Source organism: Actinomadura scrupuli, assembly GCF_050971785.1.
Lineage (GTDB): Bacteria > Actinomycetota > Actinomycetes > Streptosporangiales > Streptosporangiaceae > Actinomadura_E > Actinomadura_E scrupuli.
This window is the reverse complement of record NZ_JBPCCU010000003.1, coordinates 78,894-93,585: the sequence shown is the minus strand read 5'-3', so window position 1 is coordinate 93,585 and position 14,692 is coordinate 78,894. Positions and strand designations below refer to the sequence as shown.

Sequence of the window (14,692 nt, the reverse complement as noted above, 5' to 3'; positions counted from 1 at the left end):
CTATGTCCATGAGAGCCGCTGATTCGGCGGCGACCTCCGCGGAGGCCTGCGAACGGTTACAGCGCTTCACCGCGGATGCCTCACACGAGTTACGCAGCCCGATCGCGGCCATCCGGACCCAGGTGGAGGAGGCACTGCTCCACCCGGACGACACCGACTGGCAGGAGGTGGCGCGGGCGGTGCTCGCCGGCGTGGACCGGCTGCAGACGCTCGTGACCGACCTGATGGTCCTGACCCGGCTGGACGCCGGTGCACCGCTCACCCGTCAGCCCGCCGACCTCGCCCGGCTGGTCGCCGCCGAGGTGAGCCGCTGCGCACGCATGGGCACGGTCGTCACGGAGCTGTGCGAGGGGGTGTTCGCCGACTGCGACCATCCGTGGATGACCCGGCTGCTGGCCGGTCTGCTCGACAACGCGGATCGCCACGCCACCTCGCAGATCACCGTCATCGTGCGGGCCGACGACCGCACGGCGGTCGTGGAGATCATCGACGACGGCCCCGGGATCCCCGCCGAGCACCGCGACAAGGTCTTCGGCCGCTTCACCCGGCTGGACGCCGCGCGCAGCCGTGCGACCGGTGGCGCCGGTCTCGGCCTGGCGATCGCCCGCCGGCTCGCGCAGGCCCACGGAGGCTCGCTGGCCGTCGAGGACAGCCCGCGCGGAGCCCGCCTGGTCCTGCGCGTGCCCCGATGCGACCCCCCGGCGGACCTATGACCCGGGCCGTGCGAACCCCGGTCGATGGGGCCACGGCACGGAGGTGGGCACAGGCACCCGGCGGCGGGGCCGCCGCGACCCGGCGCCGGCGAAAATCATGATCGAAACTTTCGCACATCCCGATACGCTACGTTTTCGGAACTTTCGGGCGAGCGGGGACGGGTCATGGCTGAGGACGGTACGGCGGGCGACGCGGACCCGAATTCCCCCCACCGGCCGTTCTCGCCGCCACCGGATTCCGGCTGGTCCTCCCCCACCCCCGACGGCGGTACCGAGCCGGCGGCCTGGTCCGCACCTTCGGGCGGGTACCGGCCGCCGGGCGGGCACGGGTACGGGCCTGCGGGCGAGTACGGGCCTGCGGGCGGTTACGGGCAGCAGCAGACCACGCCGCCCACCGGCCCCTTCCCGACGTACGGGCCGTACCAGCCGCCGAGGAAGTCGCACACCGGCCTGATCGTCGGCCTGTCGGTCGGCGCGGCCGTCCTGCTGCTGGCCGGTGGGCTGGCGGTGCTCGGCGTGGCGGCCTCCTCCGGCCGGGCGACCGCCCGCGCCGGCGGCGAGGTCACGCCAGCCACCGCCGCGCCGACTCCTACGCCGTCGCCGAGCTCCCCCGTCCCGACCTCTCCTGCGCCCGCTCCGGCCGTGACCCTGCGGATACCCGGTGCCGTGGCGGGCTACAAGCAGATGAAGGGCGGCATCGCCAAGCGGTCCATCACCGAGATGCGCCGCAAGATGGGCAACTCCGCCTCCGCCCAGACGAAGATCGCTCTCTATACCAAGGGCTTGTCGCACCTGGTCTTCGTCGGCCTCTCCGGGGCCGACGAGCCCGAGGCCGCCGCCGAACTGGCCGACTCGCCCTCGGCGGCGGTCGACTCGGTCTTCTCGGGCAGCGGGGTCAACGACCCCAAGGACTTCCCGACCGGATCGGTCGGCGGGGTGCTGCGCTGCGGGAAGGTACGGCAGCAGGGGATCACCGTGGCGATATGCGCCTGGGCCGACTCATCGGCCCTGCTCGCCCTGCACGCCGACCGGGTCACCCCCAAGCGGCTCTCCACCATCCTGCTCTCCTTCCATGGCGCCTCGGTGCGCGGCGTCATCGCGGGCGCCTGAACCCACCGCGGACTCCGGACTTCAGATTTCGACTTCAGCTTTCGGGCTTCGGACTGGCCGGCGACCCGGCTCCGGCGGACGGGGCCGGGTCGCCGGGCGCCGCGGTGATCGCTGAAGACCGCGGCGCCCCCTCGGGTGGGCCCTGCCGCTACTCGCGCCCGCCGATGGCCTCGGCGGGATTGCTGCGGAGCGCGAGGCGGGCGGGCAGGATCGTTGCGGTCAGGGCCAGCGCCGCGGCGAGCGCAACGATCGCCAGGTAGGTGGCCGCGGGCACGTACGGGACCCCCGACCCGGTCATGCCGGCGCTGAACGCCGACAGGGTCAGCAGGCCGATTCCGGTGCCCATGACGACCGCGATCACCACGACGGCCAGGGTCTCCCAGCAGAGCATCCGCAGAACCTGCCGGCGGGTGGTCCCCACCAGCCGGAGCAGCGCGAACTCGCGGCCCCGGTCGCCCGTCGCCATGCTCAGCGCGTTGACGGCCGCGATCGCGGTGAAGGCGATGATCAGGCCCATGGCCACGAGGCGGACCTGCGCGTTGGCGTGTTCCCGGGCCGTCAGGACGGCCCGCGTCGCGGCCCGGTCGAGCAGCCGTACGCCCGGGAAGTCCCGGACCGCGGTGGCGAGGGCGGCGTCCGGGACCCCGGGGGCCGCGATCAGCACCGCCGAGGCGAGCGGGTCGTCGACGTGCGCGGCGACCAGGTCGTGGGCCATCGTCAGATCGGCGAATCCGAGCCCGCGCCGATAGACCGCGATGACCTGGAGGTCGCTGCGGGTGCCGTCGCCGAGGGTCAGCCGCACCCGGTCGCCGGTACGCACGCCCAGACCGGCGGCCGCCGTGGTGCTGACCGCCAGGGTGCCGGGACCCAGCCGGGACATCGAGCCGGACCGCACCCCGAGGTCCATGGTGCGCGAGAGCCCGGCGGGGGTCACGCCCTGGGCGCCGTACTTGGCCAGTCCCACCCGGACGGTGGTGTGCACGACCTCGGTGACCGCGGTGACGCCCCGTACGCCGCGCACGGCGTCCGCGGCCGCACCGGGGACGCCGGGCCCGGCGCTGCTCAGCCGGTGACCGGCGAGGTCACCGGTGCGGGCCTGCGCCGTGGCGGCGTGCCCCATCGTGTCCTGGGCGAACAGGATGGTGCAGACCATGGCCACCAGCAGGCTGAGCGGGGTGATCACACCGGCGAGCCTGCGGGCGCCGGCCCGGAGGTTGGCGGCGGCCAGGTATCCGCCGACGCGGGACAGGCGCAGCGGCCCGCCCAGCACGGCCATGGCCGCCTGCGCGATGACGGGTCCGAGCAGCGCCCCCGCGGCCGACCAGACCAGCGCCGTGAGCAGGCTGACCGGAGTGGACGCCGCATCGGTGGTCAACCTGGTCAGCACGATGGTCAGCGCGACCGCCCCGGCCAGGAGGACGAGGCCGCCCGGCAGCCGGAGCCGGCCCAGCCGGGGCGGCTGCAGCGCGGCGTCGCCCAACGCCTCGACCGGCTTGATCCGGCTGATGCGGCGAGCCGACACGCGGGCCGCCGTCCACGCCGCGAGCAGGGTGGTGAGGACCGCGGCGAACGCCGGGAAGGGGCCGAGCACCAGATCGAGGTTGGCGGGCATCGCGCCGTAGGCCACGAAGCGGGTGCGCAGCCAGAACCCCAGCCCGATGCCGGCCGCCGCGCCGAGCGGCCCCGCCACCGCGCCGACGATCAGCGCCTCGCCACCGATCATCCTCCGGACCTGCCGGGGGGTCGCCGCCACCGCCCGCAGCAGCGCGATCTCCCGGTGCCGCTGCTGGATCGACAGGGTGAACGTGCCCACCACGACGAGGATCGCGATCAGCAGCGAGGTGCCGCCGAGCGCGCCGCCCATGCTGATGAGCTGCACCCGGGCCTGCTCGGCGTTCAGGAACTCGACCCGGCCCCGATCGCCGCCGGCGTGCACCGTCGCGGGGCGGCCCGCCACGGCGGCGTCGACCGCCGCGCGGACGTCCGCGCCCTGCCGGGGGAAGACTCCGATCGCGCTGACCAGCCCGGTCCGCCCGGACAGCCGCCGCGCCTCGCCGGCGGCGAAGAACAGCGTGGACTGGTTGCCGAGGGCCTGCGCCGTCACCCCGACCACCGTGTACCCGGCGGGGGCGCCGGTCGCCTGCACGGTGACCGGGGAACCCACGGCCAGCCGGGCCCGGCGCGCGAGATCCGCGTCGACGACCACCTCGCCCGCGGCCGCGGGAGAGCGCCCCGCCCCCAGGGTGAAGGGGGTCAGGGCCGCGGAGTCCCAGGCATGGCCCAGGGAGGCGGGCCCGGCCACGAAACGCCCGCCCACGCTGACGTACGCGGGGAAGGTCACCTCGCCGACCACCGACCGGACCCCGGGCACCGCCCGCAGCCGGTCCACCAGGTCGCCCGGCACCCAGACCCGCTCGGCGAGCGGCTTGGCCTTCTTCTTCAGCTTCACCTTTCCGCCGCCCTTGTTCTTACGGATGGTCTGGTGCACGTTCTGGTCACCGGAGACGATGATCGGGGCTGCGGCGTACCGCTCGGGCCGCACGGTCCCGCGCAGCCCGGTCTCCAGCAGCGTTCCGCAGGCGCAGACCAGCGCCGCGGCACAGAACAGCGCGAGGAAGGCACCGGCGAAACCGCTCTTGCGGGAACGCAGCGTGCTCAGGGCGAATCCCAGCATCACAGCGACGCCCCTGGCCGGCGAGGGTGCGCAGCCGCGCCATGCGCTCGGTGACCACGTCCGCGGTGGGCGCGGTGACGGCGTCGGCCAGCCGGCCGTCTGCCAGGAACAGCACCGTGTCGGCGTAGGCCGCAGCGATCGGATCGTGGGTGACCATCACCACCGTCTGCCTCATGGTGTCCACCGTCTCGCGCAGCAGGATGAGCACCTCGCGTCCCGTGACGGTGTCCAGCGCTCCGGTCGGCTCGTCGGCGAAGACGACCTCGGGGCGGGTGACCAGCGCCCGAGCGATCGCGACGCGCTGCTGCTGCCCGCCGGACAGTTCCGCCGGGCGGTGCCCGGTACGGCCGGCCAGCCCGACCCGGCCGACGATCTCCGCCAGCCACGCCGCGTCCACCCGTACCCCCGCCAGCCTCAGCGGCAGCGTGATGTTCTGGGTGACGGTCAGCGACGAGACCAGGTTGAAAGCCTGGAACACGAAGCCGATCCGCTGCCGCCGCAGCTCGGTCAGCCGTGTCTCCTTCATCCCCGACAGGTCGCTGCCGCCCAGGAACACCGAACCCGACGTCGGCCGGTCCAGCCCGGCCGCGCAGTGCAGGAACGTGCTCTTCCCCGACCCCGAGGGGCCCATCACGGCGGTGAAGCTCCCCGCCGGTATGCCCGTCGTCACCTCACGCAGGGCGGCCACCCCGCTCTTGCCCCTGCCGTAGACCTTGCTCACGGCGTTCATCCGCACTACGTCTGTCATGCCGACAAGTCTGTTGACCTGCGGCGACGCGGACCAGAGACGTGGTCACCGAACGGGCATGACATCGTCATGGGTGCACCCCTGATACACATGTCAGGTGATCCGGATTCTCCTGGCGGAAGACCAGCACGTGGTCCGCGGCGCGCTGGTCGCGCTGCTGGAGCTGGAGGCCGATCTCGTCGTGGTGGCCCAGGCCGAGCGCGGTGACGCGGTCCTGGCCGCCGCGCTCGCGCACCGCCCCGACGTCGCCGTGCTCGATGTCGACATGCCGGGCATGGACGGTCTCGCCGCCGCCGCCCAGCTGCGCGAACGGCTGCCGGAGTGCCGCACCTTGATCCTGACCGGCTACGGCAAGCCAGGGCACCTGCGCCGGGCGCTGGCCGCCGAGGTCACCGGTTTCCTGCTCAAGACCGCACCGCCGGAGCGGCTCGTCGCCGCGATCCGCACCGTCGCCGCCGGGCAGCGGATGCTCGACCCGGAGCTGGCCGTCACCGCCTGGGACCTCGCCGAGAACCCGCTGACGGCGCGGGAGACCGACGTGCTCAGGCTGACCGCCGGCGGCGCCGAGGCCCCGGAGATCGCCGCGCAGCTCTTCCTCACCGCCGGGACGGTCCGCAACCATCTGACGGCCATCGTCACCAAGCTCAACGCGCGCAACCGCACCGACGCCGTGCGCATCGCCCAGGAGGCCGGCTGGCTGTGAGCCACGCCGGTCCCGGTCCCCTGTGCCGCCGGCCCGCCGCGCCGCCGGGTCGCCTGTGCCCCCAGCCCGTATGCCGCCGGCCCGCTCCGCCCCACCCGGCCGCCACCCGGCCGCGCTCTGCCCCGGCCGCTCAGCGGCCGGGCTCAGCGGCCGGGGCGCAGGTAGGCGAGGGTGCCGGACGGCTCCGCGGGCGCGGCGGGGCTCGCCACCTCCGCCTCCAGCCGGAACCAGCCGTCGTCGCCGGCCCGCGCGGTCAGGCTTCCGCCGACCGCGGCCAGCCGGATGGTGAGGTTGCCCAGACCCGAGCCCGCCCGCCGGCTCACCGTGCGGGTGACCCCGTCGTTGCGGACGCTCAGCCGTACCGACCCCGCCTCCGACCGGGTCTCGACGCGGCAGTGGCGCGCGGCGCTGTGTCGCAGCACGTTGGTGACCGCCTCGCGCAGCACCGCGCCGAACACCGTGGCGACCGGAGGGGGCAGCGGCTCGTGCGCGAGTTCGACGTGCGCCTCGATGCCCGCGGCGGCCAGGACGGAGCGGGCGGACGCCGCCTCGGCCTCCAGCGTCAGCTCCGGGTCCGCGCCGGAGGCCGCGCGCAGGTCCGCCCGGGCCCGCTCGGTCATCTCCGCGACGCCGGCGAGCTGCTCGCCGGCCCGTGACGGGTCGGTGCCGATCAGCCTGCGGGCCAGCTCGCAGGTGAGCAGGATCGCGGCCAGGCTGTGGCCGAGCAGGTCGTGCAGGTCCCGCGCGGCGCGCAGCCGCTCCTGGACGACGGCCAGCCGGGCCAGTTCCTCCCGCGCGGCGCGCAGCTCCTTGATCAGCTGGGCCACGCGGACCAGCCCGTAGACCACGAGCCCGGTGACCGGCACGCTCACCACGAAGTTGACGATCTCGGCCACGCCCAGCGACTGTGCGACGGCGGCCGCTCCCACCGCGGCCATCACGGCGGCGACCAGCGGCCCGGCCGCCCTCAGCGGGAAGGCCAGCAGCAGCGAGCCGGCCAGGAAGCCGGGGGCGCCCAGCCACGCCTCCCCGTACCAGAGCATCGGGAGGAAGCTGAGCACCGTCTGCGCCACGAGCGCCCCGGCCCAGTGCCGGCCCCGGTCACCTCGGGTCCAGCGCAGCTGGAGGGCCACGATCGCCGCCAGCAGGCCGGTGGCCCAGGCCAGTTCCGGACCGTGCGGCGGGAGCAGGATCAGCGCCTTGCCACAGGACCCGGCCAGCACCACGGCGAGCACGGTGACCGACAGCCGGTAGGCGGACTCGCGCGGGACGGCGACTCTGCGGGGGGTCGCCGGGACCGTCGCCGTGACGGCGAACCGCCCGTCCGGCGCGAGCTCGGCGCGGAGGCCGCCCCCGGCCGCCGCCAGCTCGGCACTCAGGCCGTCCAGGCCCTCGGCGCCGGTGACGGCCGTACGGACACCGTCGTTGGTCACCGTCAGCCGGACCGTGCCGTCGCCTTCGGTGGTCTCGATCGTGCAGTGCCGGGCCGTCCCCAGCCGCACGATGTCGGTGACGGCCGCCCGCAGCACGGCCGCCAGCAGCGCCCCGGCCGGCCCGAGCGGTTCGGTGTGGCCCAGGTCGATCTCCGTGCGGATCCCGGCCGCCGCCAGCAGCGCCCGCGCCGTCGTGCACTCGGGGGCGAACGACAGGGAGCGGTAGTCGAGAGCCGCCGCGCGCGCCTTGGCCAGGGACCGCCGGGCGGAGCCGAGCATCTCCTCGATCACCTCACCCGCCTCCCGCGGGGACCCGGCGGCCAGCAGCCGGGCGCGCTCGCTCTCCCGGGCGATGGTCTCCAGGTCCCGGCCGAGCCCGTCCTCCAGCTCGCCCGCGATCCGCAGCCGCTCCCTGCCCGCCGCCGCCAAGGCCAGGGCCAGGCGCGCGGCGGAGACCTCCGCCGCGCGGTCGGCGAGGGTGGTCAGACCGAAGATCACCAGGGCGGTCAGCAGGGCCGTGATGGTGACGTTCACGGTGGCCTGCGGCGATGCGGACGACAACGCGGCGGCGACGGCCGCGCTGACCAGCACCGGGATCGCGGCCGGCCATGCGGCGGTCACCAGCAGTGAACCGGCCAGAAAGCCGAGCATGCTCACCGACGTGCCCAGGCCGAGCACCGCCAGGTAGCACAGCACCGCCTGCGCCGCGAGCAGCCATGGACCCCGCAGCGGCTTCAGCCGGGGCAGCACATAGGCGAGCTGGAGGCCGAAGACGGCGAACGTGGTGGCGACGGAGCCGACGGTCCAGAGGACGCCCGCGCCCCGGGTCAGCGCCGAGAGCACGTAGACGCAGGCGAAACCACCCCAGACCACGACGACGGTCGCGCGGGCGAGACGTGGCTCCAGATCGTGCCCCGACCGCACCGGTGTCCTCCGAACTGCCTCTCGCCCCACCCCGTAAGGAGCCGATTGTCCCATGTCGCCCGGCATGGCCGGTCCGTACGCCTACTGCCCGGGAAGGCGCCCGACCCGCCCGCGAATTGTCGCTTAATTGTAACTGCATGACACTTATACATATTTCTTTTAGGTGATATGATAGCAATTTATATAGGTATTCTCCGTTTTCGTGATGAACGACGGAACACCCAGCCAGACGGCACTCACCGCGGCCGCTGCCCGCGCGGCCCACCTGATCGTCGACGACGATCCACCGATCTTCTCCGACCCGCTGGCGTACCCGCTGCTGGGAGAACAGGCCGAGGAACTCGTCGGCTACCACCGCGCCCACGGCGGGCACGTCGTGCTGGCGGGCGCCCGGGCGGCGGTCTCCACCCGCGGGCGCCACACCGAGGACCGCCTCGCCGAGGCCGTCCGCCGGGGCACGACCCAGTACGTCATCCTCGGCGCGGGACTCGACACGTTCGCCTACCGGCCGGACCTGGCCGGCGCGGTCGGCGTCTTCGAGGTCGACCATCCCGCGACCCAGCGATGGAAGCGCCGGCTCCTCGGCGACGCGGGCGTCGCGGTGCCCGGCTCCGTGGCCTTCGTCCCGGTCGACTTCGAGACCGACTCCCTGGTGGACGAGCTGGTGCGGCACGGGTTCGATCCGGACCGGCCCGCCTTCGTCGGCTGGCTGGGCGTCACGATGTACCTCACCCGGGAGGCCATCGGCCGCACTCTGGCCGTGGTCGGCGGCTTCGCGCCCGGCACCGAGCTCGTCGTGGAGTACCTGGTCCCGGAGAGCCTGCGGGACGCGGCGGGGCAGACCTACGCCGAGCTGGTCGCACCGGTCGCGGCCGAGCGCGGCGAGCCCTGGCTGACGTTCCTCGATCCCGGCGAGATGTCCGCTCTCCTGGCGAAGGCCGGCTTCGCGACGGCCCGGCACGTACGGCAGCGGGAGGCGATCGACGCCGCGCTGTGGAGGCGGTCCGACTCGCTCCGCCCCTCGGAACTCTCGCGCCTCGCCCACGCGACCGTACGCGGACCGGGATGAGGGCACGCGGAGATCCGGCCGGCGGGCCGGTAGGGCGAACTCCGCTCCGGTCCGCCGTCTCCCCCGCAGGCGCCCGGTGGGCCCACGGGAACGCCGTACCCTGGCCGTTAACCTGAAGGCCTCGCCGGGCACGCCGCCCGGCGGGCGCCGTCGTGGCGGCACGGGACGCACCCGTGCGGGAAACGGGGGAACGCGTGATCCGGCTCGGCGGCCGTGCGGGCGGCACCGCATGACGGTACTGCGGTCGCTGGTGCTCTTCGCGGTGGCCGCGACGGCCGAGATCGGTGGCGCCTGGCTCGTGTGGCAGTCCGTCCGCGAGCACCGGAGCTGGTGGCTCGCCGGCGCGGGGATCATCGCGCTCGGGCTGTACGGCTTCGCCGCGACCCTGCAGCACGACCCGAACTTCGGCCGGATCCTGGCCGCCTACGGCGGGGTGTTCGTCGTGGGCTCACTGGTGTGGGGCATGGTCGCCGACGGCTTCCGGCCAGATCGCTACGACCTGATCGGCGCCGCGATCTGCCTGGCCGGCGTGCTGGTCATCATGTTCGCACCGCGGGGCGCCTGACCGTCAGCGCCGCCGCAGGTGCAGCCCGATGCCGGCGAACTGCTCGAACGGCCGGTGGTAGCCGCGCTCGATGTGGTGCACACCGCGCAACGTCGAAGTGCCCTCGGAGACGGCGGCGGCCAGGATGGCGGAGAACCCCGCCCGGATGTCGGGCATGGTGACGTCGCCGCCGCGCAGCTTGGTGACGCCGCGGACGACCGCGGAGTGCACGGCGTTGCTGTCGTGGAACTGGCAGGCGGGGCCGCCCAGGCAGGCGTCGAACACCTCGATCTCGGCCCCCATCCCCTTCAGCGCCGGGACGTACACCAGGCGGTTCTCGAAGACGGTCTCGTGCAGCACGGACATGCCGTCGGCCTGGGTGAACAGCACCACGAGCGGGGTCTGCCAGTCGGTGGCGTACCCGGGGTGGGTGTCGGTCTGCACGGCGGCGGGCCGCAGCCCGTCGGGACGGGACGCCATGATCCAGTCGTCGGTGATCTCGAACCGGGCGCCCATCTTGGCCAGCGTGGTGACCGCGGTGACGAGCCGGTCCTGCGGGCAGCCGTGCACCCGGACCTCGCCGCCGGTGACCAGGCCCGCGACCAGGTACGAGAACGCCTCGAGCCGGTCGCCCGCCAGCCGGATCTCCGCCCCGTTCAGTTTCGCGACGCCCTCGACGACGATCCGCCGGTCCGGGCTGAAGGCGATGCGGGCGCCCATGCGCTGGAGATAGAGCGCGAGCTCGATGATCTCGGGCTCGGTGGCGGCGTTGCGGATCACCGTCTTGCCCTCGGCCAGCACCGCGGTGAGCAGCACCGTCTCCGTCGCGCCGACGCTGGGGTACGGCAGGTCGATGCGGGTGCCGATGAGCCGGGTGGCACGGGCGTGGATGCCGTCCTCGGCGATGTCGACCTCGGCGCCGAACGCGCGCAGGGCCTCGACGTGGAAGTTGACCGGACGGCGGCCGATGGGATCGCCGCCGACCAGCGGCACGAACGCCTCGCCCGCCAGATGCAGCAGCGGGCCCAGCATGAGGATGGGGATGCGGTTCAGCCCGGTGAAGGCCTTGGGCACCTGCGGGTCCACGACGGGACCCGGCACGATCGTGATCTCGCCGTTCGTGCGCTCGACCTTCATGCCGAGGTGCTCGAGCATGGCCGCGGTGATGGCGACCTCCCCGACGTCGGGGGCGTTGCGGATCGTGCTCGGGCCGCGCCCGAGCATCGCCGCCACCATGTGCTTGCTGACGGCGTTCTTGGAGCCGCGCACGGTGACGTCTCCGCGCAGCGGGCCGGACGGTTCGATCTCCCACACCTGATCTGCCACCCACGCAGCCTACGGGTGGCCCCGCCAGATCACCAACCACCCGTAGCCCCTGATCAGGACCCGATCACGGTGAAAGCAACGATCAGGAGGGGAGTTCGGGCGGTATGGCGGCGGGCCGGGTCTCCAGGGCGTCCAGCACCAGGCGTACGGCGGTGTCCAGCTGCCGGTCGTCGCCCTCGGCCCAGTCGCCCGGGGCGGGGACGACCTCCACGTCGGGGTCGACGCCGTGGTTCTCCAGCCCCCAGCCGCGGTCGTCGAACCAGGTCGCGTAGCGGGGCACCGTGATCGAGGTGCCGTCGGCCAGCCCGTGCCAGCCGTCGATGCCGACGACCCCGCCCCAGGTGCGGGTGCCGACGACCTGGCCCAGTCCCAGCGACTGGATGGCGGCGGCGATGATGTCGCCGTCCGACCCCGCGTGCTCGTCGACCACCGCGACGACCGGGCCGCGCGGCGCGTCGACCGGATAGGTCTGCGGCCGCCTGCCACGCGGCACGTCCCAGCCGATCACCCGCCGGGCCAGCTTCTCCACCACCAGCTGGGAGACGTGGCCGCCGCCGTTGGCGCGCAGATCGATGACCAGTCCCTCGCTCAGCATCTCGACGCGCAGGTCCCGGTGGAACTGCGCCCAGCCGGCCCCCATCATGTCCGGGATGTGCAGGTAGCCGAGCCGGCCGCCGCTCAGGTCCCGTACGTGCGCACGCCGGCCGGCCACCCAGTCCTGGTAGCGCAGCCGCTCGTCGTCGTGCAGCGGGACCACCGCCACCCGGCGCGGATCACCGCCGCCGGCCGGACCGATGGTGAGCTCCACCGGCTTGCCCGCGGTGCCCAGCAGCAGCGGCCCCAGGCCGGCCGCGGCCTCCACGGGGCGGCCGTCGACGGCCAGGACCGTGTCACCGGGCCGCACGGCCACTCCGGGCGCGGCGAGCGGGGAACGGGCCCGCGGGTCGGAGGTCTCCCCCGGCAGCACGCGCGTGATGCGCCAGCGTCCCTCGTCGTCGGGGGCCAGGTCCGCGCCGAGCAGGCCGACGGGGTCGCCCTCGTGCGGGTAGTGCACCCGCGACACGTAGGCGTGCGAGGTGCCGAGCTCCCCGACGACCTCCCAGAGCAGATCGGCGAAGTCGTCGGGGCTCGCGACCCGCTCCAGGATCGGCCGGTAGCGATCGAGGACACCGTCCCAGTCCACTCCCGACATGCCGGGCGTCCAGAAGTCACGGCGCATGATCCGCCCGGCCTCGTCGTAGGCGTGCCGCCACCACGCGACCGGATCGGCCGTCAGCCGTGCCCGGGACAGATCGACGGTGAAGGTGTCGTCGTCCTCGTCGTCGGAGGACGAGGACCGGTGCGAGGACGGGACGACCCGCAGCCGGCCGCGGTCCCGTACCAGGATCCGGGTGCCGTCCCCGCTCACCTCGAACCAGCTGAGCGCGGAGACGATCTCGTCGGAGGAGCGGGTGCCGAGGTCGAAGCGGTGCAGCGACGGCCGGGGCCGGTCGCCGCCGAGCTCGGCTCCGCTCTCGCCGAGGGCACCCGACAGCGGCACCTTCAGCCAGGCCACACCGCCCTTGACCGCGCGCATCGAGCGGTACCGGGACTCCTCCACCGGGAAGGGGACCACCCGGTCGGCCAGCCCGTCGAGGTCGATGACGACCCGCGCCGGGGACTCCGCGGCGCCCTCCTGCTGGTCCTTCTTGCGGTCGTCGTCGCCGCCGACGGGGCGGCCGTCCGCGAACGGCGCGAACGGCGAGGGGGTCTCGGCCGCCAGGGGCACCAGATACGGCCGGCAGCCGAACGGGAACGACAGGTCGAAGAAATGGGCGTCGTAGACGGGGTCGAAACCCCGCCAGGACAGGAACGCCAGGTGCTTGCCGTCGAGGGTGAACACCGGGTCGGTGTCGATGAACCGGGTGGAGGTGACATCGGTGACGGACCTGTCGGCCAGCCGCGCGAGCCGGATCCGCCGCAGCGGGTCCGGGCCGGGCTGCGACCAGGCCAGCCAGGCCGAGTCCGGGGAGAACACCAGGTCCCCCATCGGCCCGTCCTCGGAGGCGGCCAGCTCGTGGACCTCCGCCGAGGCGAGGTCGACGAGCAGCAACCGCCCGTCGTGCGCCGCGGCCGCCACCGCGGAGCCGTCCGGCGCGGCCGCGAGCTCGTCCACCGAGCCGAGCTCCCCGAGGGCCAGCCGCCGGGGCGGCGCCCCGGGTTCGGGGCCGGTCGCCGGGGCGACCTCGATCGCGTCCGCGCCGTCGGCGTCGGTCACCCAGACGACCTGGCCGGACGTGCCGAGCACCCGGGGCAGCCGGGCGCGCGCCGCGCCGTCGCCGGTGAGCGTACGAGCGGGACCGTCACGGTGGGTGAGCCAGTGCACGGTGCCCCGGACCTCGACGGCACTGGCCCGCCCGGCGTGGTCGCAGGAAAGGTCTCCCAGATGGTCCCGGCCGGTCATCAGCCGCGGCCGCCGGGCGGGACGGGCCCCGCCGAGCTCGAACTCCAGGGGGCGGGGCTCGCCGTCGAGGTCCTCCAGCAGCCACAGCCGGCCCGCCGCCTGGTAGACCACGCTGTGCCCGTCGGTGCTCGCCTGCCGGGCGTAGAAGGCGCGCCCGTCCCAGCCGTCCGGCGGTGCAGAAGGGGTCTCGTGACCGGTGTGGCGGCGCAGATCGGTGCCGTCGGGGCGGCACGAGTAGAGATTGCCGGTGCCCTCATGGTCGGACAGCACCGCGATCCGGTCCCCCACGATCAGGACGCTGTCGAGATGGCCGTCGAGCGCGGTCAGGATCTGGACGGCCTGCCCGGGATCCCCGGCCGGTCCGGTCCAGCAGCGTCCGGTGCCGCCACCCCGGTAGCGCTTCCACCGGGCCGGCTCCATGGCGCCCGCCGTCAGCAGCGCGGCCCGGTCCCCGGTGAGGGTGAGGTCGTCGACGGGGCCGTACGGCAGCCGTACCGGTGGGCCGCCGCCGGCCGGGACCGTGTAGGCCCAGGTGTGGTGGTGGAACGGCTGCTGCTGTGAGGAGATCGCCAGTACGTCGCCGTCCGGGGTCCAGCCGCAGACCCGTGACCTGGCGCTGCCCCAGTAGGTGAGCCGGGTGGCCGCGCCTCCCTCGGCGGGCGCGAGGTAGATCTCGGGGTCGCCGTCGCGCAGGCTGGTCCAGGCCACCCACCGCCCGTCCGGGGAGAATCTCGGATGGGTGACCGGCATGTGGTCGGCCGACAACCGCCGCGCCCGGCGGTCCCCGAGGGACGCCACCCACACATCGTCTTCAGCCACAAAGGTAAGCAGATCACCACGGACATGGGGATACCGCAGATAGTCGCCCGTCACCGGGTCATACTAGGTCGAGACCCCGAGTGGCGGGACCGTATCGCGATCCCGCCCGGTACGGGCCGTACCAGCCGCCATCCCGGCCGCCACCGCCGCGGCCCGCCGGTCCTGCGCTCCGGTACCGTGACTCCT

9 protein-coding genes and 1 pseudogene are annotated in these 14,692 nt (G+C 74.1%); 5 read left to right on the top strand and 5 right to left on the bottom strand.

Annotated features, from left to right (window positions below; all coding sequences use genetic code 11):
• Positions 1-2 precede the first annotated feature (2 nt).
• Both ACRYCC_RS14770 and ACRYCC_RS14765 read left to right on the top strand, forming a co-directional pair.
• A complete protein-coding gene (locus ACRYCC_RS14770; protein ID WP_433812352.1) occupies positions 3-713 on the top strand; it encodes a sensor histidine kinase in 711 nt (236 codons plus the stop codon).
• Positions 714-878: 165 nt separating this feature from the next.
• Positions 879-1,823 (top strand): hypothetical protein, encoded by a 945-nt coding sequence (locus ACRYCC_RS14765; protein ID WP_433812350.1) that lies wholly within the window; start codon positions 879-881, stop codon positions 1,821-1,823.
• A gap of 148 nt (positions 1,824-1,971) precedes the next feature.
• Here ACRYCC_RS14765 and ACRYCC_RS14760 read toward each other — a convergent pair whose 3' ends face one another.
• Together ACRYCC_RS14760 and ACRYCC_RS14755 are read right to left on the bottom strand one after the other, a co-directional pair.
• Entirely contained in the window at positions 1,972-4,497 is a 2,526-nt protein-coding gene (locus ACRYCC_RS14760) for an ABC transporter permease (RefSeq protein ID WP_433812348.1), read from the bottom strand.
• Positions 4,498-4,747: 250 nt separating this feature from the next.
• Positions 4,748-5,227 (bottom strand): annotated as a pseudogene (locus tag ACRYCC_RS14755) (ABC transporter ATP-binding protein); the annotation flags it as partial.
• A gap of 115 nt (positions 5,228-5,342) precedes the next feature.
• Here ACRYCC_RS14755 and ACRYCC_RS14750 point away from each other — a divergent pair.
• Positions 5,343-5,948, top strand: coding sequence for a response regulator transcription factor (locus tag ACRYCC_RS14750; RefSeq protein ID WP_433812346.1), 606 nt, complete (start codon positions 5,343-5,345; stop codon positions 5,946-5,948).
• Between the two features lie 143 nt (positions 5,949-6,091).
• Here ACRYCC_RS14750 and ACRYCC_RS14745 read toward each other — a convergent pair whose 3' ends face one another.
• Positions 6,092-8,305 carry a sensor histidine kinase gene (locus ACRYCC_RS14745; protein ID WP_433812344.1) on the bottom strand — a complete coding sequence of 738 codons (2,214 nt, stop codon included), beginning with the start codon at positions 8,303-8,305 and terminating at the stop codon, positions 6,092-6,094.
• Between the two features lie 205 nt (positions 8,306-8,510).
• Here ACRYCC_RS14745 and ACRYCC_RS14740 point away from each other — a divergent pair, with 205 nt between their 5' ends.
• Both ACRYCC_RS14740 and ACRYCC_RS14735 read left to right on the top strand, forming a co-directional pair.
• A complete protein-coding gene (locus ACRYCC_RS14740) occupies positions 8,511-9,374 on the top strand; it encodes a class I SAM-dependent methyltransferase (protein WP_433812343.1) in 864 nt (287 codons plus the stop codon).
• Positions 9,375-9,603: 229 nt separating this feature from the next.
• Positions 9,604-9,939, top strand: a complete 336-nt coding sequence (locus ACRYCC_RS14735) for a YnfA family protein (RefSeq protein ID WP_433812341.1) — start codon at positions 9,604-9,606, stop codon at positions 9,937-9,939.
• Positions 9,940-9,942: 3 nt separating this feature from the next.
• Here ACRYCC_RS14735 and murA read toward each other — a convergent pair whose 3' ends face one another.
• Together murA and ACRYCC_RS14725 are read right to left on the bottom strand one after the other, a co-directional pair.
• Positions 9,943-11,244 (bottom strand): UDP-N-acetylglucosamine 1-carboxyvinyltransferase, encoded by a 1,302-nt coding sequence (gene murA, locus ACRYCC_RS14730; protein WP_433812339.1) that lies wholly within the window; start codon positions 11,242-11,244, stop codon positions 9,943-9,945.
• Between the two features lie 82 nt (positions 11,245-11,326).
• Positions 11,327-14,560 (bottom strand): S41 family peptidase, encoded by a 3,234-nt coding sequence (locus ACRYCC_RS14725; RefSeq protein WP_490885251.1) that lies wholly within the window; start codon positions 14,558-14,560, stop codon positions 11,327-11,329.
• Positions 14,561-14,692: the final 132 nt, after the last annotated feature.